Annotated in this window: 20 protein-coding genes and 1 riboswitch; of the genes, 6 read left to right on the forward strand and 14 right to left on the reverse strand. The window is 56.3% G+C overall.

Features of this window, described 5'->3' with window-relative positions:
• The 8 genes from F0155_RS20525 to F0155_RS20560 all read right to left on the reverse strand — a co-directional run.
• The coding region (locus tag F0155_RS20525) for a hypothetical protein (protein ID WP_150526442.1) at positions 1-1,208 on the reverse strand (1,208 nt) is incomplete at its 3' end.
• 148 nt (positions 1,209-1,356) lie between these two features.
• Positions 1,357-2,385, reverse strand: coding sequence for a DmpA family aminopeptidase (locus tag F0155_RS20530; RefSeq protein ID WP_244303560.1), 1,029 nt, complete (start codon positions 2,383-2,385; stop codon positions 1,357-1,359).
• Positions 2,386-2,406: 21 nt separating this feature from the next.
• Positions 2,407-2,895, reverse strand: coding sequence for a P-loop nucleotide/nucleoside kinase family protein (locus tag F0155_RS20535; RefSeq protein WP_150526443.1), 489 nt, complete (start codon positions 2,893-2,895; stop codon positions 2,407-2,409).
• On the reverse strand, positions 2,892-3,500 hold the full coding sequence (locus tag F0155_RS20540; protein WP_150526444.1) for a thiamine phosphate synthase: 609 nt from the start codon (positions 3,498-3,500) through the stop codon (positions 2,892-2,894). The genes F0155_RS20535 and F0155_RS20540 overlap by 4 nt, the downstream gene beginning before the upstream one ends.
• Entirely contained in the window at positions 3,497-4,273 is a 777-nt protein-coding gene (locus F0155_RS20545; protein ID WP_150526445.1) for a thiazole synthase, read from the reverse strand. The genes F0155_RS20540 and F0155_RS20545 overlap by 4 nt, the downstream gene beginning before the upstream one ends.
• 4 nt (positions 4,274-4,277) lie before the next feature.
• Positions 4,278-4,475 carry a sulfur carrier protein ThiS gene (thiS, locus tag F0155_RS20550; RefSeq protein ID WP_150526446.1) on the reverse strand — a complete coding sequence of 66 codons (198 nt, stop codon included), beginning with the start codon at positions 4,473-4,475 and terminating at the stop codon, positions 4,278-4,280.
• Positions 4,472-5,449: an FAD-dependent oxidoreductase gene (locus F0155_RS20555; protein WP_150526447.1), complete on the reverse strand. Its 978-nt coding sequence runs from the start codon at positions 5,447-5,449 to the stop codon at positions 4,472-4,474. Before F0155_RS20555 ends, thiS begins: the two co-directional genes overlap by 4 nt.
• Positions 5,450-5,555: 106 nt before the next feature.
• Positions 5,556-5,690, reverse strand: a riboswitch (TPP riboswitch).
• A 112-nt stretch (positions 5,691-5,802) separates the two neighbouring features.
• A complete protein-coding gene (locus tag F0155_RS20560; protein ID WP_150526448.1) occupies positions 5,803-6,072 on the reverse strand; it encodes a hypothetical protein in 270 nt (89 codons plus the stop codon).
• 29 nt (positions 6,073-6,101) lie between these two features.
• On the opposite strand from F0155_RS20560, the gene F0155_RS23490 reads away from it, so the two are divergent.
• A complete protein-coding gene (locus F0155_RS23490) occupies positions 6,102-6,257 on the forward strand; it encodes a hypothetical protein (RefSeq protein ID WP_161599863.1) in 156 nt (51 codons plus the stop codon).
• Between the two features lie 268 nt (positions 6,258-6,525).
• Positions 6,526-7,779 (forward strand): tyrosine--tRNA ligase, encoded by a 1,254-nt coding sequence (gene tyrS, locus F0155_RS20565; RefSeq protein ID WP_150526449.1) that lies wholly within the window; start codon positions 6,526-6,528, stop codon positions 7,777-7,779.
• Positions 7,780-7,833: 54 nt separating this feature from the next.
• Here the strand turns inward: tyrS and F0155_RS20570 are convergent, their stop codons facing one another.
• A complete protein-coding gene (locus F0155_RS20570) occupies positions 7,834-11,136 on the reverse strand; it encodes an AsmA-like C-terminal domain-containing protein (protein ID WP_150526450.1) in 3,303 nt (1,100 codons plus the stop codon).
• A gap of 220 nt (positions 11,137-11,356) precedes the next feature.
• Between F0155_RS20570 and bcp the strand changes: the two genes are divergently transcribed.
• The 3 genes from bcp (at position 11,357) to F0155_RS20585 (ending at position 14,129) form a co-directional block, all read left to right on the forward strand.
• Positions 11,357-11,833 carry a thioredoxin-dependent thiol peroxidase gene (bcp, locus tag F0155_RS20575; protein ID WP_150526451.1) on the forward strand — a complete coding sequence of 159 codons (477 nt, stop codon included), beginning with the start codon at positions 11,357-11,359 and terminating at the stop codon, positions 11,831-11,833.
• A 30-nt stretch (positions 11,834-11,863) separates the two neighbouring features.
• A complete protein-coding gene (locus F0155_RS20580) occupies positions 11,864-12,700 on the forward strand; it encodes a ferritin-like domain-containing protein (protein ID WP_150526452.1) in 837 nt (278 codons plus the stop codon).
• 73 nt (positions 12,701-12,773) lie between these two features.
• Positions 12,774-14,129, forward strand: a complete 1,356-nt coding sequence (locus tag F0155_RS20585) for a M23 family metallopeptidase (RefSeq protein ID WP_150526453.1) — start codon at positions 12,774-12,776, stop codon at positions 14,127-14,129.
• 45 nt (positions 14,130-14,174) lie between these two features.
• Here the strand turns inward: F0155_RS20585 and prfB are convergent.
• The 4 genes from prfB to F0155_RS20605 form a co-directional block, all read right to left on the reverse strand.
• Positions 14,175-15,306 (reverse strand): peptide chain release factor 2 gene (gene prfB, locus F0155_RS20590; RefSeq protein WP_150526454.1). Its coding sequence is split into 2 segments (ribosomal slippage): positions 14,175-15,236 and positions 15,238-15,306, totalling 1,131 coding nucleotides; the frame shifts between segments, so codons are not numbered across the junction.
• A 133-nt stretch (positions 15,307-15,439) separates the two neighbouring features.
• Positions 15,440-15,985: a GNAT family N-acetyltransferase gene (locus F0155_RS20595; protein ID WP_150526455.1), complete on the reverse strand. Its 546-nt coding sequence runs from the start codon at positions 15,983-15,985 to the stop codon at positions 15,440-15,442.
• A gap of 13 nt (positions 15,986-15,998) precedes the next feature.
• Positions 15,999-18,452 carry a penicillin-binding protein 1A gene (locus tag F0155_RS20600; protein WP_150526456.1) on the reverse strand — a complete coding sequence of 818 codons (2,454 nt, stop codon included), beginning with the start codon at positions 18,450-18,452 and terminating at the stop codon, positions 15,999-16,001.
• Positions 18,453-18,617: 165 nt separating this feature from the next.
• Positions 18,618-19,856 carry an N-acetylmuramoyl-L-alanine amidase gene (locus F0155_RS20605; RefSeq protein WP_150526457.1) on the reverse strand — a complete coding sequence of 413 codons (1,239 nt, stop codon included), beginning with the start codon at positions 19,854-19,856 and terminating at the stop codon, positions 18,618-18,620.
• A gap of 721 nt (positions 19,857-20,577) precedes the next feature.
• Here F0155_RS20605 and F0155_RS20610 point away from each other — a divergent pair.
• Positions 20,578-23,247: an Rne/Rng family ribonuclease gene (locus tag F0155_RS20610; protein ID WP_150526458.1), complete on the forward strand. Its 2,670-nt coding sequence runs from the start codon at positions 20,578-20,580 to the stop codon at positions 23,245-23,247.
• A gap of 86 nt (positions 23,248-23,333) precedes the next feature.
• Here F0155_RS20610 and F0155_RS20615 read toward each other — a convergent pair whose 3' ends face one another.
• Positions 23,334-24,503: a pyridoxal phosphate-dependent aminotransferase gene (locus F0155_RS20615; RefSeq protein WP_150526459.1), complete on the reverse strand. Its 1,170-nt coding sequence runs from the start codon at positions 24,501-24,503 to the stop codon at positions 23,334-23,336.
• Positions 24,504-24,657: the final 154 nt, after the last annotated feature.

Below are 24,657 nucleotides of genomic sequence, written 5' to 3' on the forward strand. Positions count from 1 at the left end.
CGGCTGCTCCTAAAAGGCCAAGCCAAAATCATTGGGTTTTTGCGGGTGTCCAGCTTCGATGCTATACTGAACGCTTTTTCGACCGTAGCCCGATCAAGGATGAACCACGGATCTAAGGTAACGACAATTCCAAGTACTCCACTTTCCGATAAACTGATATTCGTATCTGTCTTGCGGGTACGTATCACGCTGTGTGTACGCCATATCTGCTTTACTCCCTTTGCAAGCTCTTCGTAAACAGATTGCATGTCATCTAGAACTGATGGATTGGGAGATTGACGAACAGACATGTTTAGTCGTCGTGCTTTACACTCTCCAATTATCGAAACGCGCCCATCGCAGGATAAGTAGAAGTCAGAGGAACTACCATAGCTCGTCACGAATTCTGGTGAAACTGTCATATTTTCGGGACAATAATGACTTAAAATAACACGTACATACTCTTCGAACCGATGAGAACACAACCTTCGCAATTCTCCGTTTCCTACAACATCAAAAAACAAACCATCCGATACACGTTGCATTACCAAATCTGGCATGGGTGCATATGCTAATACTTTCTTCTTAGCGCCATGCACTATGATCGGATACTTACGCAAAATGCTCGCTTTATATGCAGACTGACCGGGCCCCATTCTGAGGGTTGCTGCATACCTCCGGATATTTGGCACATTATCTGCTACGATTGAAATAAATCTCTCAAACTCCAATTTGGTTATATTTAGCTCACCAAGAGATAAAGAAACATCCACTGCCGGATTTTCATGCGTCAATGCATAGATAATGAAGCCAATCTCAGCAAAACGCGGAATGGAAATGCCGTGCAACCTTAGGAAATACTCGGAAGCTTCATCAAAATTGTATATGTACCAAGAACGATAAAGAGATTGAGCATTGCAGATGCCGTTCTGCCAAGGCATCTGCCGCCACAGTAAACGTGGTAAAGCATGGAGAATAGCGCCTTCTTCAATATCGCTGAGGCTATCCGCATTTTCGTAGGCTCTTAAACGGTTCATTAGCGTCGCAAATACCGCCCATTTTCGCGTATCTAATCTCTTTGTTCCCTTTGCTTTACAAACGAAATACTCGTTGACTAATGTTTCGACTGCCCACCTTTCGATATACCCTTTACTTCCTATTTCTTGCTCCTCAAACTCTTTCGGATAGTATAAGCGACCTCGAATGCTATCTCCGCGTTTTGCACTCAATGCATCTGCACACCAAACCATCTTCAAAAAGTCGCACGTCTCGATTTTGCACAAATAATCATGCAATCTATTTCTGTGGAATGCCACTCGAGTTCTAGAGCTTCTTGTTCTCATGTGATCTATGAATTTTTCTTATGAATATTACAAATTATAGCCAGTCCGCTAGGCTTGGTCTTTTCTGGCGTCCTCGGCCGCGCATGGCCGGGGATGCGATCATGGAGTTGAGGACGGCTTCCTGGGTGGTCTCGGCGGCAGCCTTGAACAGGATATCAATCCTGCCCTCGACCAGACAATCGCGCGCGATAAAATCGCCCTCCTGATCGTGCGCGATTTTTTGCGCCGTCGAGAAGGCAACCGCGATATCGCCACTGCCATTGCCGTAATAAGCCCCCAAACGAGCCAGTCCCGCGCCGCCCCTGCGGGCAATGCGTTTCAATTGGCGACTGTCCAACGGCACATCCGTTGCGATCACGATGATGACTGAGCCGCGCTCTTCCGTTTGGCTCAAATCCTTCGGTGAGGGCTTGCGACCATCGGGCAGGACCAGATCACCCGGCTTGCCAAAATTGGACAAGACTAGCGTCCCGAGCATGTAGGTCTTGCCATCCAGCTCAAAGGCTCTCGAGGCAGACCCTATACCACCCTTGAAGCCAAAGGCGCTCATGCCTGTTCCGGCCCCAAAGCTGCCTTGTTTAAAGTCCGATGAGGCTGCATCCAGCGCGGCAAAGGCATCTTCCTCGCTCAATGCCATCGCCTGAATATCGCTTAAGTAACCGTCATTGCATTCCATCACCAGCGGGTTGACGGTTCCCGTCGACCATCCGATATCCGGGTTTTCGGCGATTGCCCTGCGGCAGAGCGCGTTGATGCCCGTACCAACACCGAATGTATTCGTCAGCAGGATCGGCGATTCCAGCGTGCCCAACTCGTCAATCTGCATTAGCCCTGCGCTCTTGCCAAAGCCGTTGATGACTTCGGTACCGGCAATCAGTTTTTCGCGGAAGAGATTACCCTGATGCGGCAGAATGGCTGTAAAGCCGGTCCTCAGATCGCCTTCGATCTTCGTTAAGTGGCCAACACTGACGCCTTCAACATCACAAATCGTGTTTTTGGCACCGGTTGGCATGTCTCCGCAAATCAGACCAAAATCACGGGAGAGTTTTCTGGGGATTGCCATGTCTCTCGACTTCTTAAGGAGTTACACGGTTTCGAGGTATTCTCGCACACTGAAGCCTTCCGAGGCCGCCGGCCTCACAAAATGCCGGGTGATGGCATCAAACTCCTCGTCGCTTACCGAGAATTGATGTTCACCACTGGCATTGCGAGAATGAAGACGTGCTTTACAAATGTCATCGGAAACATTCAACAGGTGCAGGGAATGATCGCACCCTGAAAGGTCAATTACTTCTCTCATCCAGAGGCGTGTTTCGGGTGTGTTTGCCGGAAAATCAAGAACAACAGACGTTCCCAACCGCAACACCTCAACCACATGATTTCCCATGATATCCCTCAGCCGCGCCGAATACCTTACATAGTCCTTGATGCTGGTCAATTCCGGGCCGAACAAACCAGACAACCATGCATCCTCGCTCAACAGAACGCATCCGTGCTCTTCGGACAGTTTTTGTGCAAGCGTCGATTTTCCTGCCGCGATCTTTCCGGCAACCAAATGAAGATAACCGGTCATCCTCGCGCCTTTCGGGTAGCCGCGATCCATTCCAGAGTGCGGGCCTCCGGATCATCGTTCAGCGTTATGTCGGTGACCACAGACGCGATATCGGCCCCGTGATCAAGCGCTGCGCGGGCGCGTTCCGGCGTCAGGCCGCCAATCGCAACCAGCGGGATGTCCCCGATCCGATCCTTCCAGACACGAAGTTTCTCGAGCCCCTGCGGTGCCCATTTCATCTTCTTCAGGATCGTCGGGAAAACTGGACCTAGCGCAATGTAATCCGGCTTGGCGGCAATGGCTGTATCCAGCTCCGCATCATCGTGACTGCTCAGGCCAAACTTGAGGCCAGCTGCCCGGATCGCGCCGAGATCAGCGTCCGCAAGGTCTTCCTGACCAAGATGGACCCAGTCACAGCCTTCCTCGATGGCCAGTTGCCAGAAGTCGTTGATCACCAGCGTGATTGCGAACCTGTCGCAAATCGCCTTCGCAGACCGTATTTCTGCCCGCAACGCTTCGCCTTCCAGATCCTTCACGCGGAGCTGCACCAGTTTCAAACCGAGCGGCGCCAGTCGCTCGATCCAGCTGGCGCGGTCGACGATCAGGTAAAAGGGATCAAGTTTCATGAGAACACTGCCTGTCCGATAAGCGGAGTTGACGGGGTCGCGAAATCGCGCGGCTCCAACATGCCAGCCAGATAGCCTTCCCGGCCCGCTTCAATCGCGTTCCTGAAAGCCCGCGCCATGGAAACAGGATCGCCTGCCTTTGCAACAGCCGTATTCAGAAGTACGGCATCATATCCAAGTTCCATGACCGTTGTGGCGTGCGAGGGTCGCCCCAACCCCGCATCCACAATGAGCGGGATACCGGGAAAATACCCGCGCAGCGTCCTAAGAGCCGTCGGGTTCAACGGACCTGCGGCGGACCCGATTGGCGCGCACCAGGGCATCAGCACCTGGCACCCTGCCTCAAGCAGCCTTTCGGCCAGCACAAGATCATCGGTCATGTAGGGAAAGACCTCAAAACCGTCAGCGCACAATTCGGCTGCTGCCTCAACGAGCTGGAACGGGTCCGGCTGGAGTGTGTCGGAGTTGCCGATGACCTCCAGCTTGATCCAGTTGGTCTTGAAGAGATCACGGGCCATCTTGGCTGTGAGGATCGCATCGCGCGCAGAATGACACCCCGCAGTGTTCGGCAGCACATGGACACCAAGGTCCTGAATGAGGCTCCAGAACTTCTGGCCAGACTGCTGGCCGCCAGCACTTTCCCGGCGCAGCGAGACGGTCAGGATGTCGACTTCACCCGCCTTTGCTGCATCGCTGAGTATCTGCGGTGAAGGATATTGGGCGGTCCCCAGCAGAAACCGGGATGTGACGTCCTTGCCATAGAGAGAAAGCATGTGGTCAACCTCCTTGCATGGGGGCGAGGACTTCGATCCGGTCGCCATCAGTCAGCCTGAAGCCGACGCGCTCTTCTGCTGCGACGAGGTCATTGTTGACCGCAGTCGCCAGCCATTCCCCTTCAAATTCCAGTTCGGCCAGCAGGTCGATCAGCGTTTCGGCTCTCACCGTCTGCTCTTCGCCGTTGACGATCAATTTCATGAGGTCAGTTCCCCAGTCCTTGCTGCTTCAAATGCCATATCGGCCGCCTGCTGCGCCAATGTCGGCGCTGTCAGGTAGCCGTGGCGGTAAAATCCGTTGATGGTGATCAGTCGACCAGATCGCTCCACGCGCGGAACATTGTCGGCATATGCCGGGCGAACACCCGAGTTCATCTCGACGATCTCGGCCTCGGCAAAGGCCGGATGCAGCGTGAAGCTGGCGTTGAGGAGCTCGACAACCGCACGAACGGTCGGTCGCAGCTCTGCATCGCTTTCGATCATCGTCGCGCCGATCATGAAGTGATGATCCGCCCTCGGCACGATATAAAGCGGAATGCGTGGATGCAGCAGACGGACGGGTCTTGAAAGAGACACGTCAGGCGTCCGGACGATCAACATCTCGCCGCGCACACCGCGAAGGCGGACATCCTTCTGTTTCATGCCGACGGAATTAACGATGAAGTCGAAGCCCGGCGCGTCTTGCTGCCCCTCTACCCCCAGCTGAATATCCACACCGAGCTCAAGCAATTTCTCATGGAGAAGCTGCATGGCGCGTCTAGGATCTATGTGAGCCTCTTTCGAGAAAAACAGCCCCTTGCGAAATCGCCCGGACAAGTGCGGTTCAAGGTCTGAAATCCCTGTTCCGTCAACAACTTCAAAATTGGTCGTTTGCGATCCAAAACGGTTAAGTTCAGCAACATCGCGTGGAGCTGCCACAACGAGGGTGCCGTTATTCACGACCTCATCGGGAAAGACGGTTTTCCACCAGTCGAGCGCGCGTATTCCCAGCCCGACGACACAGTCTTCGGCTGATTCACCTTCACACCACGGGGCCAGCATGCCGCCAGCCTGCCAGGACGGGTTTCCGCCGATAGAGGAATTGCACTCCTTCAGCGTAACCAGCGCTCCACGGCTTGCGAACTCATAAGCTGCGCACAGGCCGCCAATTCCCGCTCCGTTGACGAGGACCTTCATTGTTGGCCGCGCTCCCATTCCGCACATTCGGACAGGCAACCGACGACGCCCCTGACGAGCTCAGGACTATGACGTTTTGAGGTCGGGGACACAGGCCCCATCGAAGTGGTGAATGGCATACCATCCCTCCGCCAGCATCATCTGGTTCAGGTTCAAAGGGTAACTGCGCCCCGGTGTTTCCCAAGCAACAACCGGACCGGCAGACTCTCAGCCCCCTGACAGGGCTCCCCTTGGTTTCGCTCAAGTCATGTGTCGACGGCCCCGCTCTGTCAATGGGCAAACACGCAATACGGTCGAAAGTGGGCCTTTGGGTGCACAGGAACACAGCGAATGCAGCCCCTAGGTCGGCACCGCTAAACCAGAGGGTCGAGGCCTTTGGATTTGCGCCAGGGTTCGAAGGTGCAGTCGCCGTCCAGCACCATACGACAGGCCATCACGGCGACCTGGACCGCCTCTTCACGCACCCGGCTTCTGGGCTCTTCGAAGGTCGCCTTCGACAGCTCACCAACTTCCTCCATCAAGGCAGCAAGCGTGACATTGTCGCCGGGAAATTTTTCGCGGGCTCTGGCCAGTTCGGCCCGGATCTCTTCGAACAGGATGTCGATCTCGTTTTGACCGGTCATTTCAACCTCCACATGACGGAAGGCCGACCGTGACCGGATTCGCCCTTCGTTCCAACTCGGCACTAGGCTGTGTGGACGAATTGGCGATGTATTTCGCCGGGAAATTCAGCGCCCAGGATAAGGCAAAGGTGGCGCAGGCGATGTGGTGCATCGTCGAGCCAGATTTGCATTATCCTGGGCGCTGAGGGCCCGCCCCATTCGGGTGGATCAAACGGCTGCAATCTGATGGAAACAGCCCCTTGAACGTATGTTCAATACGTTCGTCGGGCCCATTTCCATCATACTTTGCCCTTTGATCCACGAAATACGCCTCCAATTCGACCACACAGCCTAGTATTTCCAACAAGTCCGTACCCGAACCGGATGGTGGCAATTTACATATTGCCGTTCGCGGTATAGACGCTTTCACAAGATGGCAATTGCCGGAACGACATGATCAACGGGTAGCAAGGTATGAGCGAGTTCAAGTCGGAGTACATGCAGGTTCTTTCCGAACGCGGGTACATCCATCAGGTTTCCGATCCAAAGGGTCTGGACGACCTGTGCGCCAAGGAAACCGTGACCGCCTATATCGGCTTTGACTGCACTGCGCCGAGCCTCCATGTCGGTTCGCTTGTGCAGATCATGATGCTGCACTGGTTCCAGAAGACCGGTCACCGCCCGATTGCCCTGATGGGCGGCGGCACGACCCGCGTCGGCGATCCCTCCGGCAAGGACGAAAGCCGCAAGATCCTGACACCGGATGATATCGAGACCAACAAGGCTGGCATCAAGCAGGTTTTTGAAAAGCTGCTGACCTTTGGCACCGGCCCGACTGACGCCGTCATGCTCGACAATGCCGACTGGCTGTTGTCTCTCAACTATGTCGACTTCCTGCGTGACATCGGACGGCACTTTTCCGTCAACCAGATGATCCAGCGCGATTCCGTTCGCCTGCGTCTGGAACGCGAGCAGCATTTGTCCTTCCTTGAATTCAACTACATGCTGCTGCAGGGCTATGACTATCTTGAGCTCTACCGCCGCACAGGCTGCCGTCTGCAGATGGGCGGGTCTGATCAGTGGGGCAACATTCTGTCTGGCACGGACCTCGTTCGCCGAATCGAGGGTATCGAGAGCTTTGCCCTCACCTCGCCGCTGCTGACTACATCGTCCGGGGCCAAGATGGGCAAGACCGCCGACGGGGCGGTCTGGCTGAACGAAGACCAGCTCTCCGCCTATGACTACTGGCAGTATTGGCGCAACACGGAAGACGCTGATGTCGAGCGCTTCCTCAAGCTCTTCACGCTCCTACCATTGGACGAGATCGCACGCCTGGCAGCTCTTGAAGGGGCAGAGATCAACGAAGCCAAGAAAATTCTGGCTACCGAGGCAACTGCCCTCCTTCATGGTCGTGACAAGGCCGTAGCCGCCGCTGAAACCGCCCGCAAGGCGTTCGAGGAAGGCCAGTCCGCGGAAGGATTGCCGACTATCGAGATCAGTCGGTCAGAGCTGGAAGACGGTGTTGGCATCCTGAATATCTACGTCACTGCGGGGCTTTGCGCGTCCAACGGCGAGGTTCGCCGCAACATCAAGGGTGGCGCCGTGAAGATCAACGACAAGGGTGAAGGCAGCCACGAGCGCCAGATCTCCCTGTCGGACGTCACGGATGACGGCGTTATCAAGCTGTCGCTCGGCAAGAAGAAGCACGTGCTTTTGAAGCCGGTCTGATCGCCGCTTTCTGAACTGTCAGAACACGAAGCCGGGCCAAGTGCTCGGCTTTTTTTATTGCTGGAATTCAAACATCCGCCGGAAGATCCCCGGAGCGATCGCGGAAACCGGGTTGACCGTCAGCGTTGGATCGGCAACGGCGCCGCTCAGCTTGTAGGTCACGCCGATCAGTCCGCCCTCGTTGCTTCCGCCACCAAGGGCAAAGCCGAGAATCGGGATCTTGGCAAAGATGTTGTTCAATGCGTAGATCGGAACGAAGGTCCCCGACATATCCAGCGTCTGATTGGTGAGGTTGATCTTGCCGGCGATCGTTCCCCCGAACACCGCACCCTGCAGGGCCCCGCGCAAAATGTCGATGTGATCGTCGACCCGGACAAACTCAATGTCGAGTGTCTCGAAAGAGGCATCTGCGCCCTTCACGTCGCCGCCGCTGTGAATGACGATCTTGCCGGGATCAGAAACACCGTTTCGGCCAGTTCCACGCTTGCGGAGGCGCTCCAGCGCCGGGTCGTTAGCGATCGCCAATTGGCGGACCTTGAACTGGCCTGTCCACTGGGTATCGCTGGACAGAACAACATCAAGTTCTCCCTGCCCGCCGCGCATGCGGTTGAACACGTCGAGGAACGACAGCATGGCGCCGGAATTGCCGAACTGACCGTTCACGGTGCGGCCCTTGGCAAAAGGCTCCATGACGAATCGGAAGGGTGAGCCACCTTTCATCTGGCCAGACAACTGGACACCATTGATGTCCGACCCGGAGATTTCAACAGAACCGGTAAAGTCGTCAATCCGCTCTGCGTTGTAGCCGATCACCTTGCCGATATTGGCCGTGACCGAAATTCCCTTCTGGAAATCCCCCTGTCCGCCTTGCGTTCCCGGAGCCTTGATCTGGCGGATGAGACCCCGCGCGTCCAGTTGATCCCCGACCATGGCAACCTTGTAGGTTCCTCGGTCTGTCCGCTGGATACTCAGTGAAAGATTGTCGTCCGGTCTAAGCTGAAACTTCGAGAAGGAGGCTGTTCGCAGCACACCTTTTCCGTCGATCGCCATGCTGCCAAGGACCGACACGCCATCCGCCTCCAATACGAAGTCTTCGACCTTCTGGCCGTCGTCTTTCGCCTTGAGGAGAAAACTCGCCTTCGCCGGAACACCGGCTTCCTTTGTCCACCCCAAGGCAGAAATCGAGACCTTTGTTTTCCTCAAATCCACGGAGACGCTTTGTGCGTCGCCGTCCTTCTGGATTTCAAGCCGCAAAGGACCGGACAGAAAATCCGTCAGATCAACGCCACGCTTTTTCAGCTGTTGCGCGTTGATTTCAACTCCAACGTCCTGACGACCTGCCACAGACGATCCACCGAGCGGCAGAACTAGGTCGATATTGGCCTTCAGACCGTCCAGCTGCCCTACCCCGAGAATGGAGACATGTGACGGTTGGGCTTCCAGAGTGATGTTGGCGTTCTTGATGCTGTGCCCGAGGATCGGCGAAGGGGACGTAAAATTCGCCGACTTTGCGATCGCCTTCCAGTCAACGTCGGCAAGGCGCACCTTGTTGTCCACGCTGAAACTTGCCTTCAAGTTCATCGTGCCGGATCCGATAACGCCGTCCGACGTCACATCCGCCTTTTCAAGAACATGAAATGGTTCACTGTTGACAACATTGGCGATGCCCCGGACCGGACCGCTGAGATCAACGTCCAGTTCACCGACCTTGCCCTCACGAATACGCACATTCGGGATCGCGAAGGTGACACGCGGTATGGCTACGGGTTTTCCGTCAACGGCGACCGCCTCGATCACGCCGTCTGCACCTTTGACCAACAAGCGTCCGTCGGTGATCTCGACAGATCCGTCTATCCCCGTCGCATCCGGAACATCTCCAATCGGAGCAATAACAGCATCAGTGAACGCCAGCTGAAAACTGAGGTCTTCCGGTTTCCAGCCCGGATCCGGGTTGCTGCGGTCGAACGCTGGCGGCTGAATGGCTCCGATGAAGCTGGCACTCTCAACCAACCCGTCTTTGACATGATCGATAACCCACTGCCTTGCAGGCGGCACCAGAGTAATCGGCCATAGTTGTTGTGCCATCACGACAGGCACCTTTTCAGCATCGATCGCAAGCGCAAGATATGGGCCTTCCTTACCAATCTGAAGGGACCCTGCACCCTGAACGCCCGCCTTTCCGGACCGCACGGAAAAGTCGTCGAAATAGATTGCGCGCTCTTCAAGTGACAAACGACCGCTTATGGCAGCTGATTCGACAACATGCGGAGGATGATTGATATCGATCGGGCCTATGGCGGAGTAGTTTGACCGTATCCGGTAAGTCCATTCCTGCTCACCCTCCAAGGGTGGCTTGAATTCGCCCGCCAGATTTATGTCCGTTAGTCCTACCTGATACCGCAGCTCGTTCAGCCGCACACCTTCGAACTCCCGGTTCCAGCCAAGCGACAGCGCAACATCATCGTAGCTCACCGTTGCCCGACCAACTTGAAGCCAACCGTTTCTGGACCTGAACGCGACCTCCGAGCTGCCAAATTTCCCGTCTGGATCGACCATACTGTCGAATTGCAGTTGGAAAGGAAGCCCAGCCCCCTTGCCCGCCTGGAAGTCCCGATCCGGACCGGCGAACTCCTTGATCGTCAGATCCGAACCACGAAGCAGAAGCCGGCGGCCGATCGGCAAGCTCGCACTTGCGGCCTGTATGTACCACGGCCCGTTGTTGCCATTGATTGTGGCCATCAGCTGGACCTGGCCGGATGCCTGTCGCCCGATATTGAGATCGATCCCGGAAAACGACCTCTCGAAAGGCCCACTGATCGTTACGTCGGCATTCGAAATCTTGATTTGTTGCACACCAAGGCGTTGCAAGCTTTCGTCAAACTGCTGAGCCGCCACATTTGCGAGTTCGGTGACGCTTTGCATAGACGGAACCGGCGCATCTTCCGGCGTCTGCACAGACACCTCGATCCGCGGACTTTGAATATCGATTCTGTGGGCTTGAATGTTACCGGCCCAAAGCGCGTCCGGCTCAAGAACAATTTCGACAGACGGAATGAACACATGGCCTGCGGACGTTCCGGAAACAGAAACATCCGCATCCAGAACAAGAACGCTCGGTCCGTCCGGAGCAGTCAGGTCAAGTTCGATGCCGGAAACGGATGCGCTTGTGGTTTCAGTGCCCACAAACCTCTCAACAAGGCCCGGCGCAAAAGGCAGGCGCACGGGTCCTGTGCCCAGCCTTACCGCAGCATACAGCAGGAAAACCAGCAGTGCTGCAACAACGCACCAGACGAGGAGACGCAGCCACCTGCGTTTTGGTTTCCTGAAAACAGGTTCAGTGGAATTCGCGTTGGTCATTCAGTTCCAGAGGTCGCACCAGCTCTTTCCGAATTCCCCCGCATGCGCACGGAAAGCGCAAACATTCATCGTGTATTTGTCTCTGACTGAATTGATCGAGTCATCCGACGCCCTATGATACTCCGAACTGCCTTCGAAAAGCGACTGCTGGTCACCTGCGTTCGGGGGCATTTCTCTTCTTTGGCACCACAATCCACGACTATGACGGAAGGATGGCGAGATGGCAGCACTCGATATTGGATCAACGGCACCGGTTTTTGATCTTCCGGGCGATGGAGGAGCAGCAGTTTCCTTGTCGGCCCTGGCTGGAAACCCGGTGGTTGTCTACTTTTACCCGAAGGACGACACGCCCGGATGCACCAAGGAAGCAATTGCCTTCACTGGCCTGAAGGCCGAATTTGACGCTCTGGGCATCACGATCATCGGCATTTCGCCGGATACAGCCGCAAAACACGACAAGTTTGCCGCCAAGCACGGCCTGCAGATCCGCCTTGCCGCAGACACCGAGACGAAAGTGGCACAGGACTATGGTGTATGGGTGGAAAAGAGCATGTATGGCAAGAAATACATGGGTGTCGAACGTTCCACGTTTCTGATCGACCAGAATGGCAAGATCGCGGTTATCTGGCGCAAGGTGAAGGTTCCAGGGCACGCAGAAGCAGTCTTGGAAGAGGCCCGCAAGCTCGTCGTCGCCTGACACAGATCTCCACAAAGCCGAAGTTTACCGATGCTGCAGCAGTTAGAAATAGAAACACCCGTAACACTTCTGGCCGGTGCCCGTCAGATTGTTGCAGCATCGAACACGCGTCTAAAGACGGCCCTTGCCTACAAGACTGCTCGCGCCTGGTTTCAGCGAGAGCTTGCCATTGGATCAGCAACCCGGGACGGCGGCATGCCCGAGCGCCCGGGGCGTCCTGAGCGACTGCAACTGCTAGCCCCCAGAGACATGCCGAAACGCCGCTTGGGCGGTGATCAGGGAAGAATCGCCCTTATTCATTCCCTTGCCCATATTGAACTCAATGCGGTTGATCTGACCTGGGATCTCGTCGGACGGTTTGCCGGTACACCTTTGCCGCGTTCCTACTATGACGACTGGGTCCGGGTCGGGCTTGAGGAAGCCAAACACTTTTCCATGCTGGAGGATCGATTGGCGCTTTTGGGCGCGTCCTATGGCGATCTTCCAGCACATGACGGCTTATGGCAGGCCGCTCAGGAAACCGGGCATGACCTTGCTGCCCGTCTGGCTATCATTCCGCTTGTTCTGGAGGCCCGAGGGCTCGACATCACCCCGCCGATGATTGCTAAAGCACGGGAAATGGGTGACGAGGAAACGGCAAAGTGCCTCGAAATCATCTATCGGGACGAAAAGAATCACGTAGCATTTGGCGCAAAGTGGTTCCGCTTCTTGTGCGACCGAACCGGCAAACGGCCCGAGCCTGCCTTCCAGGAATATGTCCGCCGCCACTTCAAGGGACCGCTCAAGCCCCCATTCAATGACAGGGCGAGATCGGAAGCAGGATTGACTCCCGGATTTTACAAGCCGCTAGCCTCTATCAAGGGCTAATTTTACGATGCGGAACAGGAAAATATTAACCTTACTGCGCTTTTAATCTTCACACAGATCGGCGGCGTGCTGAATGAGTGAAGAATCCGATATGAAAAAGCAGAACGCTTACAAGAGCTCCTTTGAGCAAAATCCATACTCAGCTCCGAGAGCTCCCATATATTCGGCTCAGCGTCAGAGAAACGCGACGCCGAACAAGGGTCTCATGATTACGGCGCTTTGCCTCCTTTTCCTGATGGCAATTGGCGCTACCGGGTTTGGAACTTACGTCTACCTCAAAGAAGACATACACGTTGCAGCTTCCGTCGAAACGTCGGAAATGGAGCTTGAATACCAGGACAAGATCGCGCGCCTGCGTCTGGAGATCGACCGTCTGAACAGCCGCCAGATTGTGGACCGCGAAAGCGTCGAAATGCTGGTGCAGGAAATCATCGAGCGGCAGGAAACAATCTCGCGTCAGCACCAGATCGTTTCGACCCTGATGGACCGCGCCGAGAAGAGCGGGATCAAGATCGCGGCTGCCAGCGCGGTGCCTCCTAGCAAACCGTCAGACACCGAAGTGGCCGCAGAGAGCGATAGCGACAGCGACACGTCCGAAAACCTCCTTGCAATCGGTGGTGAGGCTGAGCCGCTGACAGACCCGCTCAAGCTCCTTGGCCTGCGCGGCACCGGTGCGGAAACAGCACCTGTTGCCCCCGAAGCGGAAGCAAAAAAAAAAGATGACGGCGAAGATCATGCTGCCCTGAATGCGGTGATGCATGATCTGGAGCAAATGGATCACGAATCCTACACGGCCTTGAACGCTTTGGCTGTTGCCACCGAAACCAAGGTTGATCGTATCGTTGCCGCAACTCGCCCCCTTGGGATCAAGATCAAGCTTTCTCAACTGGATAACTCGGCAGTGGGCGGCCCGTTCATTCCGCTGACCGGCACAAGTTTTGATGAACGTGTTGCTCGCGCCGAAAAGGCGCTCATGGCACTTTCCAAGGCGCGCTCTGAAGTCGCAAAACTTCCCGTACAACGCCCCGTTCGAAAAGTTCAGATTTCGAGCCGGTTTGGCCCTCGCCTTGACCCATTCTTGCGCAAGTGGGCCCTTCACAGCGGTATCGACTTCAAGGCGTCCTACGGCTCACGCATTTACTCCGCCGGCCCGGGCAAGGTCGTGTATGCCGGCTGGCAAGGCGGTTATGGCAAGGTCGTGATCATTCAGCATGCCCATGGCTACAAGACCCGCTACGCGCATATGAGCCGTATTCAGGTTTCCAAGGGCGAAACGGTAACTGCTGGAACGGTGATCGGAAACATCGGCTCCACCGGACGCTCGACCGGTCCCCATCTGCACTACGAAGTGCGTCGGGGCGACAAGGCAATTGATCCCTCAAACTTCATCGCGACTGGCGATCGCCTCAAGAGTATTGATGGCATCTAATTGAAAAGGCCGCCCGGTTGAGGCGGCCTTTTGTTTGTCTCGATGTTACTCGATGTCATCCACTTCGACAGGGTCCCCGCCGAAGACACGCTGCGCAAGCGCCGCTTCCATGAAGTCATCGAGGTCACCGTCCAAAACATCATCTGGTGACGTGCTCTGGACTCCAGTGCGCAGATCCTTGACCAGCTGATACGGCTGCAGGACGTAAGAGCGGATCTGGTGACCCCAACCGATATCGGTCTTGCCTGCAGCCTCGGCATTGGCCGCTTCTTCCCGCTTCTTCAGCTCTGCCTCATAGAGGCGCGCCTTCAGCATGGACCACGCGGTTGCGCGGTTCTTGTGCTGGGAGCGTTCCGACTGACACTGAACTACGATGCCGGTAGGCTGGTGCGTGATACGGACCGCAGAGTCGGTCGTATTGACGTGCTGGCCGCCTGCACCCGAAGCGCGATAGGTATCGATCCGGCAGTCACTTTCATTGATATCGATTTCGATCGTGTCATCGACAACCGGATAGACCCAAGCGCTTGAGAAGCTCGTATGACGGCGGGCATTGCTGTCATATGGCGAAATACGCACGAGGCGGTGAACACCGGATTCGGTTTTCAGCCAGCCGTAGGCGTTTTCACCCTTGATCAGAAGGGTCGCGGACTTGATCCCGGCTTCTTCCCCGTCATGATATTCAAGCAATTCGACCTTGAAGCCACGTTTTTCCGCCCAGCGACGATACATGCGCAGCAGCATCGACGCCCAGTCCTGGCTTTCCGTTCCACCTGCACCCGAATTGATTTCGATATAGGTGTCGTTGCCATCCGCCTCACCCGACAGGAGAGACTGCATCTGGAGTGCGTTGACCCGCTTCTTGAGGCTGCGCAGCGCTTCTTCGGCTTCCTGGACGACGGACTTGTCGCCTTCCATCTCACCAAGCTCGATAAGTTCCAGATTGTCTGACAGGTCGCGTTCCAGGCCGCGAAGGCCATTGATACCATCGTCAAGCTGCTGGCGCTCGCGCATCAGCTTCTGTGCTTTCGCAGGATCGTTCCACAGCGACGGATCTTCCGATGCTGCATTGAGTTCATCTAGTCTGACAAGGGCCTGATCCCAGTCAAAGATGCCTCCTCAGCAGGCTTATGGCCTGCTTGATTTCATCAACGATCGCTTCCATTTCGGCGCGCATCGGATACCTCGTCTTTTGGGTGGTTGAACCGGCGCATGAAACACACCGACCTTTAAATCGGCGGCGACCTTACCGGCGCGGAGACAGCCTGTAAACTACCTGAGGGAACGCTTGCGGGTTCTTCCCCATCCGCTCAGCTTTTGGCAGTCACAATGCCAGGCGATTGCAGCTCAAGCTGCATGTAGACGACATCAATCCACCGACCGAACTTGAAGCCGATATCCCGCGCCACTCCAAGGTCGCGAAATCCGAATTTGCGGTGGAGACCGATAGAGCCGTGATTTTCGCTGTCCCCGATGACGGCCATCATCTGGATCAGTCCTCTGGCGCGACACTCGTCAATAAGGCGGGACAACAATTTGCTGCCAATCCCATGTCCCAAGGCTTCGGGTGCAAGATAGATGGAATCCTCGACAGCAAAGCGATAGGCGGACCGAGCGTGAAAGGGCCCGGCATAGGCATAGCCGAGCACAGTCCCCTCCACTTCGGCAACGAACCACGGCAGGTCCTTCGCCCGGATTGCCGTCAAACGCCTCAGGATCTCGGTCTCATCGGGAGCCACTTCCTCGAAAGTGGCTATCCCGTTGAGAACATGATGGGAGTAGATCTCAGTGATCCTCGCGATGTCCTTCGTATCGGCCCTGCGGATATCTGCGCTGTCTGTCACAAGCGTTGCCATCAGTCGCTACCGATCAGTAAAGACCGCCGGTACCGCTCAGCACGGCTTGCCCTGCTTCCGGAGAAACGGTACGCGGAACACCGAAGTCGTCCTGGAAACCGATTACCGAATAAGTATCCGGCGGAGCCATACCGGGCTTGAAGGCTTCCAGGATGGCGCCAGGCGCCCCTGCAGCAACCCGCAAGCCCGTAGTCCGGTTGATCGGAATAAGCTGTAGGCCCGGCGGGACACGGAACTCGACCGGCGGTGTGCCTTCAACTGCCTTCTTCACGAAGTCCGTGAAGATAGGCGCAGCCACCTGACCACCCGTTGCCCCTTTGCCCATGGCTTTAGGAGTGTCATAACCAACGAAGACACCAACGGCGAGGTCCGGTGTGAAGCCAATGAACCACGCGTCCTTTTCGTCGTTCGTCGTACCTGTCTTGCCAGCAACCGGTCGGCCAACGGCCTGCACGGACGTCGCCGTACCGCGCTGAACCACACCTTCCATCATCGATGTAATCTGGTAGGCGGTCATCGGATCAAGAACCTGTTCGCGTTCATCAATCAGCGTCGGTTCGTCCTGACCTTGCCAGCTGTCCTGCGTGCAGCCTTCACAAATGCGCGCATCATGCTTGTAGATGGTGCGGCCATAACGGTCCTGAATACGGTCGATCAGCGTCGGATAGATACGCCGCCCGCCATTTGCGATGGTCGCATAAGCAGAGGTCATGCGCAGCACCGTGGTCTCGCCCGCCCCAAGGGACATGGAGAGAACCGGCAGCATGTTGTCATAAATACCGAACCGCTTGGCATATTCAGCCACAAGCGGCATGCCCATGTCCTGTGCAAGGCGCACGGTCATCACGTTACGAGACCGCTCGATCCCGGTGCGCAATGTGGAGGGGCCATAGAACTTGCCGCCATAGTTCTGCGGCTTCCAGGTATCCAGACCCGGGCCCTGGCTGATCTCGATCGGCGCGTCCATCACCACGGAGGACGGCGTGTAGCCGTTGTCGAGCGCTGCGGCATACAGGAATGGCTTGAACAAGGAACCCGGCTGACGGTAGGCCTGCGTTGCGCGGTTGAACTCGCTCTGTGCAAAGCTGAACCCGCCAACCATGGCCAGCACGCGGCCGGTATAGGGATCCATCGCAATCAGGGCACCGGATACTTTCGGAACCTGACGAAGCTCATAGGACCCCGGTGCAACAGGGCTCGGCTCGACATAGACCACGTCACCAGGCGCCAGAACCTCCGATACGGAGGACGGGGCGCGCCCGTTTACACGAGCCCATTTCATGGTGTCCAGAAACAGTTTTCCGATCACGCGTTCATCGGAGATCTGGCCTGACACAAGGCGCTCGGGCTGAATGCCGACGGTCGCTGTTCCATCACCCGCATCCAGAACAACTGCCAGCTTCCACTCAGGCAAGTCTTCAAGCGCCTTAACTTCGGCGAGTTCCTTGCCCCAGTCTCCGACAGGAGAGATCTTTTCGACAGGACCAAGCCACTTGCCGCGCTCGTGATCGAACTTCATGAGCCCGTCCATGAGCGACTTGCGGGCCATGGCCTGCAGTTTCGGATCAACCGTCGAACGTACGGAAAGCCCGCCTTCGTAGAGGCGCTTCTCACCGAAGATATCAGCGACTTCGCGGCGAACTTCTTCCGTGAAATATTCAGCGCCGGCAAGCCGGGTCCCGGTCTCGCGTGGATGAACATCCAGCGGGCGGACCTTCGCCTCTTCCGCTTCGGCTTCGGTCACATATCCATTTTCGACCATGCGGTCGATGACCCAGTTCCGGCGCGCAATTGCGCGATCGGTCTGGCGGAACGGATGATAGTTGTTCGGAGCCTTCGGCAAGGCCGCCAGATAGGCCATCTCGTCGAGCGTCAACTCGTGAACGGACTTATCGAAATAAACCAGCGAGGCTGCAGCCACCCCGTAGGCACCAAGGCCAAGATAAATCTCGTTGAGATACAGCTCGAGGATCTCTTCCTTCGTGTAGGCCTGCTCGATGCGGAGCGACAGGATCGCTTCCTTGATCTTGCGCTCTACGGAGACCTCGTTGGTGAGAAGGAAGTTCTTCGCCACCTGCTGGGTGATCGTTGACGCACCCTCCGGGCGGCGACCGGTGCCGATATTTTGCGCGAAGCGAACCACGGCACGCGCAATGCCCTCCGGATCAATGCCTATGTGACTATAGAAATTCTTGTCTTCGGCAGACAGATAGGCCTGTTTCAACCGGTCGGGGATGGACTGGATCGGCAGGAACATGCGGCGCTGGGTGGCGTATTCTGCCATCAGCGTTCCATCGGAAGCATGCACGCGGGTCATCACCGGCGGCTCGTAATTCTTCAGGGCGGTATAGTCCGGCAGCCCTTCGCTCATGTGCTGAAGGTACATCCAAACGCCTGCTGCAACGACCAGCCCGAATGCGGCCCCGATCCCAAACAGGTATCCAAAAAACTTGACCAGGAATTTCATATTGCGAGCTCGTCTTCTCCGGCTCTCAGGTGCGACTTTGCACCGTCATAACACGGGACAGCATGCGGCGGCACCAGCCATTGGCACTTTGTCCCAAACATCCGCGACCTTAGTCGATCACCAATATGGCGATGCTGAGGCACTTACTCTGACCTTACGGCATTTTTATTGACCAGTCTTTGCATTAAGCCGTTCTAGTTGTGGTCGAAAATAGATTTCGATGGCCTCGACCATCGCATCCGCCATTCGCTCCCGCCATTCTTCCGAAACAAGCAGCTTCTCATCGTGTTCATTGGAAAGATATCCGAGCTCGACAAGAACAGACGGAATGTCGTGCGCTTTCAACACCTTGAATCCCGCTGAGCGATGCGGGTTCTTGATCAGCCGCACGGCACTTTCCAGCTCCGACACAAGTGTTCTTGCGAAATGAACAGAGAAATTCCGGGCTTCCCTGCGCGCCAGATCCAGAAGGATATTCGTCACTTCTTCCGGCTCGTCATGCAATTCCACACCCGCGATGATATCGGACATGTTTTCCGTCTCGGCGAGTTCGGCTGCCAGATCATCCGACGCATTGTCTGAAAGCGTGTAGACAGTGGCGCCGCGCACAACGTTTTTGCCATGACGAACCGAATCGGCGTGGATCGAAATAAAGAGATCGGCTTCGGCATCATGGCCAAGCCGGACACGATCACGCAGCCTGATGAACGTATCATCCTCTCTGGTGAGTTTGACCTGATAGTTTCCGGTCTCCTCAAGCTTGCGTTTCAAGAGACTGGAAAAATCCAGCACCACCGCCTTTTCAAGGGTACCGGCGCCACCTACGGCCCCTGTATCGATGCCACCATGCCCGGGATCGAGCACAATCAATGGGCGCTCGCCCTCCCTGGATTGCGTCTCACGGTCCCCTTTGGCGAGAGCTTGACCAGTGTCCCCCTTGCGAGACGCCCGTGCCTTCTCGACGAAGTCTGCATATTCGGCAGGGTTGGACTTTACGAGATCAAGGACAAATCTGACCGGCTGCTTGTCAACTGCAGGAAGTACGAACATCTTGTCGACAGAAACAGGCCCGTTCACGTCCAAAACGATCCGCGACTTGCCTGCAACGAAAACCCCGTAGCGCCACATGGCGATGAGACCGCGTCCTTTTTCCCCGACATCGCCCGGCAAATTGAAGGCCATCGCCGGAAAATCAAGAATCAGCCGGTACGGGTCCGCCAATCCAGACACTTCCGGGGTAATTTCGCTACTTAAATCAAGGACAAAGCGGGTCCTGACGTCATCTCCGGCGATCCGCGCATCAAGCACTGTGACTGACGATACGTCACCTTGCTGCGCTGCAGCATCCCGGACCCCGAGCAAAATGGTCAAAATTACCAGCAGAACAGCCGGTACCAGAACCATGGTTCGCCTGAACCAGACCCCTGCCCCCTTCCAAGGCTTTATACCGCTAAATTCCGCCATTTATTCCCGCTCGTCGTATTCTGCCCGAATCTACGTTCCGGCTGTCTAATGCGATCAGATCGTGAGGTAAATTACTTTGTCGGACTTACATTGCTTGCAAAGCGCTCCTGTGGATCGTAAAAGTACCTTACGGATTTTGATCCTGTTTCGATATTGGTCCAGATGGTGATCCCACACGAAAGTTCACGCCATCGGTCCTGCTAGGGTTATTGGGTAACGAAATAAGGGCAAACATGAGGCCGTTTGCCAGCCCTCCCTGACGGATTGCGGACCCTCTGTCCATTCAGGGTCGAGTACACCCCTCTTTGTTGCTTCCTGACTGTCACGACATCACGACATCACGGGATAAGAACGGAGCCGGGTGAACATCCGGGAAATTTCGATGCGGCATGGTTGCGCATTCCGGCGCATGCTTCATCACGTGAACAGAACAACAACTAATCACCAGGGCTTGCTTGCCCTTTGAGGACCCGCGCGATGCAAATGAAGTTCAACATATCAGCTGGCCCCGCTTTGGCGGCCGCTGTTGTTGAGACTTCCGCAGCGATGGACGCAAGCCCCTTTGCACCACATCACAAAACCATAGCGGTACGCGCAAGCGCTTCTGGCGCTCCTGCGGCGAAGAGATATCCCGCCTGCGCTGCCGTGGAGACTATTATCAATGGCAAACAAAATGCTGATCGACGCGGCCCACCCGGAGGAGACCCGGGTTGTCGTCGTGCGTGGAAATCGGGTTGAAGAATTTGATTTTGAAGCCGCGAACCGGAAACAGCTTCGCGGAAACATATATCTGGCCAAGGTTACTCGCGTAGAACCCTCGCTTCAGGCAGCCTTTGTGGAATATGGCGGAAACCGGCACGGTTTTCTTGCCTTCAGCGAAATTCATCCTGACTACTACCAGATCCCTGTTGCGGATCGTCAGGCGCTTATCGATGCCGAAGCGGCCGAACGTGAGCAGGACGAAGTATCCGAAACGGATGAGCGCCCCAAGCGCCGCCGTCGTGGTCGGGCAGCCCGCAACGAATCCAGAAGCGAAGTTGTTGCCGGTCCTTCAGAAGAGGCTGACGCACATGACGGCGCAGCTGAAGCTGACACCGAAGAAGGCGCAGTTGACTCCGTAGCGGATGCCGCTGCGGACGACATGGATGTTTCTGCAGAAGCATCGGACGACACATCTGACACTGATGCTGTTGAAGCAGACGCGAAAGCCTCTGATGAGGACGATGCTGACGACGACAACGACGTCTCCGAAGAAGAAGGTGTTGAATCCGTTGGTGCTGAAGACGCCATGGAAGAAGTACCAGTGCGCCGCCAGTCGCAGCGCCGCCAGTACAAGATCCAGGAAGTCATCAAACGCCGCCAGATCATTCTCGTTCAGGTCGTCAAGGAAGAGCGTGGCAACAAGGGCGCCGCGCTGACCACGTACCTTTCGCTGGCCGGTCGTTATTCCGTTCTCATGCCGAACACGGCGCGTGGCGGCGGCATCTCCCGCAAGATCACGCAGCCGACAGACCGCAAGCGCCTCAAGAAGATTGCATCCGAACTGGATGTGCCGGAAGGAATGGGCGTTATCCTTCGCACAGCAGGTGCAAGTCGCACCAAGGCCGAGATCAAGCGTGATTTCGAATATCTGATGCGGCTGTGGGAGAACGTGCGGGAACTGACGCTGAAGTCCAGCGCACCAAGCCTCGTCTATGAGGAAGGCAGCCTGATCAAGCGCTCAATCCGCGACCTTTACAACAAGGACATCAATCAGGTTCTTGTGGCTGGTGAAGACGGCTACCGCGAAGCAAAAGACTTCATGCGCATGCTCATGCCGAGCCATGCCAAGAACGTCCAGCCCTACCGCGACCCTTCCCCGCTGTTCATCCGTTTTGGCATCGAGCCTCAACTTGACGCCATGTTCTCCCCGCAGGTGACGCTTCGGTCCGGTGGTTACATCGTCATCAACCAGACGGAAGCTCTGGTCTCGATTGACGTAAACTCGGGCAAGTCGACCAAGGAACACAATATCGAGGACACGGCACTCCAGACGAACCTGGAAGCTGCCGAGGAAGTTGCCCGTCAGCTTCGTCTCCGCGATTTGGCTGGCCTGGTTGTCATCGACTTCATCGACATGGAGGAGAACAAGAACAACCGGACCGTCGAGCGCAAACTGAAGGATTGCCTGAAGAGCGACCGCGCACGCATTCAGGTTGGCCGTATTTCCCATTTCGGCCTTCTGGAAATGTCTCGCCAACGTCTGCGTACGGGCGTGCTGGAAAGCTCGACCACTCCGTGCCCGGTCTGTAATGGCACTGGCATGATCAGGTCGGTGGAATCCGTGGCGCTGCATGTGTTGCGCTCCATTGAAGATCATCTGTTGAAGGGCGCGACCCACCATTTGATCATCAAGACATCCACAACTGTTGCGCTCTACATCCTGAACCAGAAGCGCTCTCACCTTTCCGAGCTTGAAGCCCGGTTTGCCGTCGAGATCCAGGTACAGGCCGAACATATGGTCAATGGCCAGCATTATGTTCTGGAGCGTGGCGAGCTCGTCGACCGCGAACGTTTTCCCGCGCCGGTCCTCCAGTATGTCCAGCCGGACTCGTTCGACATTGTCGATGAGGACGAGGACCAGCCCGAGATCGAGGATGAGGACGAGGAAGAGATCACCGAGATCACCGAGGCCAGCGGACAGGAAAGCGAACGGGATCGCGACCGCAAGCGTCGCCGTCGGCGCAAGCGTCGGCGCGGTGGCAATGACACTGCCGAGCAGTCCGACGACGAACAGTCCGCAAGCGAACAGGACGAAACCGCCGAGGCTCGTGATGAGCAGGACGAAGACGGTTCGACCGAGGAAGAACGTCGCCGCAAGCGCCGCCGGGGCCGTCGGGGTGGACGTCGCGGACGCCGCGGCAACGAGGGTGATGCGCTCGCAGCTGATGGTGAGGAAACTTCCGAGGCCAGTGATGGCTCAGAAACAGAAACTGCAGAAGTTGTTGTTGAAGCCGGAACGGAAGCCATTTCTGTAGATACCGAAGCTCAGCCGGAAACAACCGAAGCAGCGTCGCCCGTCGCAAATGGGCATGATGTGGCTGAAACGGACGAAACATCAGCTGATGCGGTGGAAACTGCCGACCAGCCGATTGTCACGGCTACCCCTGCCTCCGAACAACCCGTTCAGGTAGCGAAGGCCGATGAGACGGATGATCAGGACGAAACGCCGGCGAAACCGGTGCGGACCGCCCCGGCAGAGCCCGTTGTGACGAGCGAAAAGTCTTCAGACGACGATGAACAACCGAAGCCAAAGCGTGGTGGCTGGTGGCAGCGCCGCTCGTTCTTCTAAGACAATAAGTCTTTTGTGAATCAAAACGCCCCGGACCAGCATGGTCCGGGGCGTTTTCTTTTTATGTGTCTTGAAAGTGCCTGTGATCAGGCCAGCCAGTTTTTCAGCCGCGTCAATGCTTCGACCATGTTTTCATTCGAGCCTGCAAAGGAAAAGCGGGTATAGGCGGACCCATTCGATATATCGAAATCGGCCCCCGGCGTTGCAGCCACACCGGCCTCCTCGAGCATTGCCTTGGTGAAGGCAAGCGAGTCGTTCGAAAAGCGGCGCGTGTCGGCATAGACATAAAAGGCACCGTCCAGCGGCAACAGCTTGTCAAAACCAAGCTCCGGCAACGCTTGCAACAGCAGCTCGCGGTTTTTCGCATACCCGGCTTTCACAAGTTCCAGCTCATCAGTCGCATCAAGAGCGGCCGTTGCAGCAATCTGGGAAAGTTCTGGCGGCGAGATGTAAAGGCTCTGGGCAATCCGCTCGACCGGACGCACCAGACATTCGGGCAGCACCATCCAGCCAATGCGCCAACCGGTCATGCAATAGTATTTGGAGAAACTGTTGATGATGATGGCGTTGTGGGACGTCGAGAGAGCTGTCGCCTGCTCTGTCCCGTAGACAAGACCGTGATAGATCTCGTCGGAGATGAACCATATCCCGTTGCCATCGCAATAGCGGACCAATTCGCTGAGTGCCTGCGGCGTCATCATGGTACCTGTAGGGTTTGCAGGGCTTGCGACCAGAACACCCTTGATGGGACCATCCTTTTGAGCGGCTTCAAGCAGATCCGGCGTCAGGCACCAGCGTGTCTCCGCACCAACCTCGATTTCAACCGGAACCAGCCCCAACGCCCGAATGATGTTTCTGTAGGCAGGGTACCCCGGTGAGGTCAGCGCGATCCGGTCTCCGGCATCAAAGGCCGCCAAAAAGGCCAGATTGAAGCCTGCCGATGATCCGGTTGTGGCAACAACGCGGCTTTCATCGATTTCCACACTGTAGGTATCCCGATAGTGACGGACCAGCCGCTCACGGAAGCTGCGAATTCCCCGAGCTTCCGTATAGCCGAGCCTACCGTGCTCAAGGGCTGCGCGAGCTGCGGTCAGAGCCAGTTGCGGCGCAGGCGCTGATGGTTGCCCAACCTCCATGTGAATGATCGTGCGCCCCTCGCCTTCCAGCCGGGCAGCCGCGCTCAGAACGTCCATTGCCAGAAAAGGGGCAACGTCGCTTCGACGAGAAGGTTTGGGGGAAAGGCATGCTTCAGACATCAAGGGGTTCCGCTCGTGCAGGATTCGCTCGGGCCAAATGGCCAATTGTGCGCTATGTGTAGCAGGAGCGACCATAGGCACAAGTCCGCATCGAGTATTCGGTCCAGCTTGACCGCATCGGTGCTCGGCCATACGGTCGCCCAAATTATTGAGT

Origin of the sequence: Roseibium sediminis (assembly GCF_008711325.1) — a bacterium.
Taxonomy (GTDB): domain Bacteria; phylum Pseudomonadota; class Alphaproteobacteria; order Rhizobiales; family Stappiaceae; genus Roseibium; species Roseibium sediminis.

Coding starts and splice junctions, on each gene's coding strand:
- F0155_RS20530 (WP_244303560.1), bottom strand. CDS start 2,385: ATGGCAATCCCCAGAAAACTCTCCCGTGATTTTGGTCTGATTTGCGGA.
- F0155_RS20535 (WP_150526443.1), bottom strand. CDS start 2,895: ATGACCGGTTATCTTCATTTGGTTGCCGGAAAGATCGCGGCAGGAAAA.
- F0155_RS20540 (WP_150526444.1), bottom strand. CDS start 3,500: ATGAAACTTGATCCCTTTTACCTGATCGTCGACCGCGCCAGCTGGATC.
- F0155_RS20545 (WP_150526445.1), bottom strand. CDS start 4,273: ATGCTTTCTCTCTATGGCAAGGACGTCACATCCCGGTTTCTGCTGGGG.
- thiS (WP_150526446.1), bottom strand. CDS start 4,475: ATGAAATTGATCGTCAACGGCGAAGAGCAGACGGTGAGAGCCGAAACG.
- F0155_RS20555 (WP_150526447.1), bottom strand. CDS start 5,449: ATGAAGGTCCTCGTCAACGGAGCGGGAATTGGCGGCCTGTGCGCAGCT.
- F0155_RS20560 (WP_150526448.1), bottom strand. CDS start 6,072: ATGACCGGTCAAAACGAGATCGACATCCTGTTCGAAGAGATCCGGGCC.
- tyrS (WP_150526449.1), top strand. CDS start 6,526: ATGAGCGAGTTCAAGTCGGAGTACATGCAGGTTCTTTCCGAACGCGGG.
- F0155_RS20570 (WP_150526450.1), bottom strand. CDS start 11,136: ATGACCAACGCGAATTCCACTGAACCTGTTTTCAGGAAACCAAAACGC.
- bcp (WP_150526451.1), top strand. CDS start 11,357: ATGGCAGCACTCGATATTGGATCAACGGCACCGGTTTTTGATCTTCCG.
- F0155_RS20580 (WP_150526452.1), top strand. CDS start 11,864: ATGCTGCAGCAGTTAGAAATAGAAACACCCGTAACACTTCTGGCCGGT.
- F0155_RS20585 (WP_150526453.1), top strand. CDS start 12,774: ATGAGTGAAGAATCCGATATGAAAAAGCAGAACGCTTACAAGAGCTCC.
- F0155_RS20595 (WP_150526455.1), bottom strand. CDS start 15,985: ATGGCAACGCTTGTGACAGACAGCGCAGATATCCGCAGGGCCGATACG.
- F0155_RS20600 (WP_150526456.1), bottom strand. CDS start 18,452: ATGAAATTCCTGGTCAAGTTTTTTGGATACCTGTTTGGGATCGGGGCC.
- F0155_RS20605 (WP_150526457.1), bottom strand. CDS start 19,856: ATGGTTCTGGTACCGGCTGTTCTGCTGGTAATTTTGACCATTTTGCTC.
- F0155_RS20610 (WP_150526458.1), top strand. CDS start 20,578: ATGGCAAACAAAATGCTGATCGACGCGGCCCACCCGGAGGAGACCCGG.
- F0155_RS20615 (WP_150526459.1), bottom strand. CDS start 24,503: ATGTCTGAAGCATGCCTTTCCCCCAAACCTTCTCGTCGAAGCGACGTT.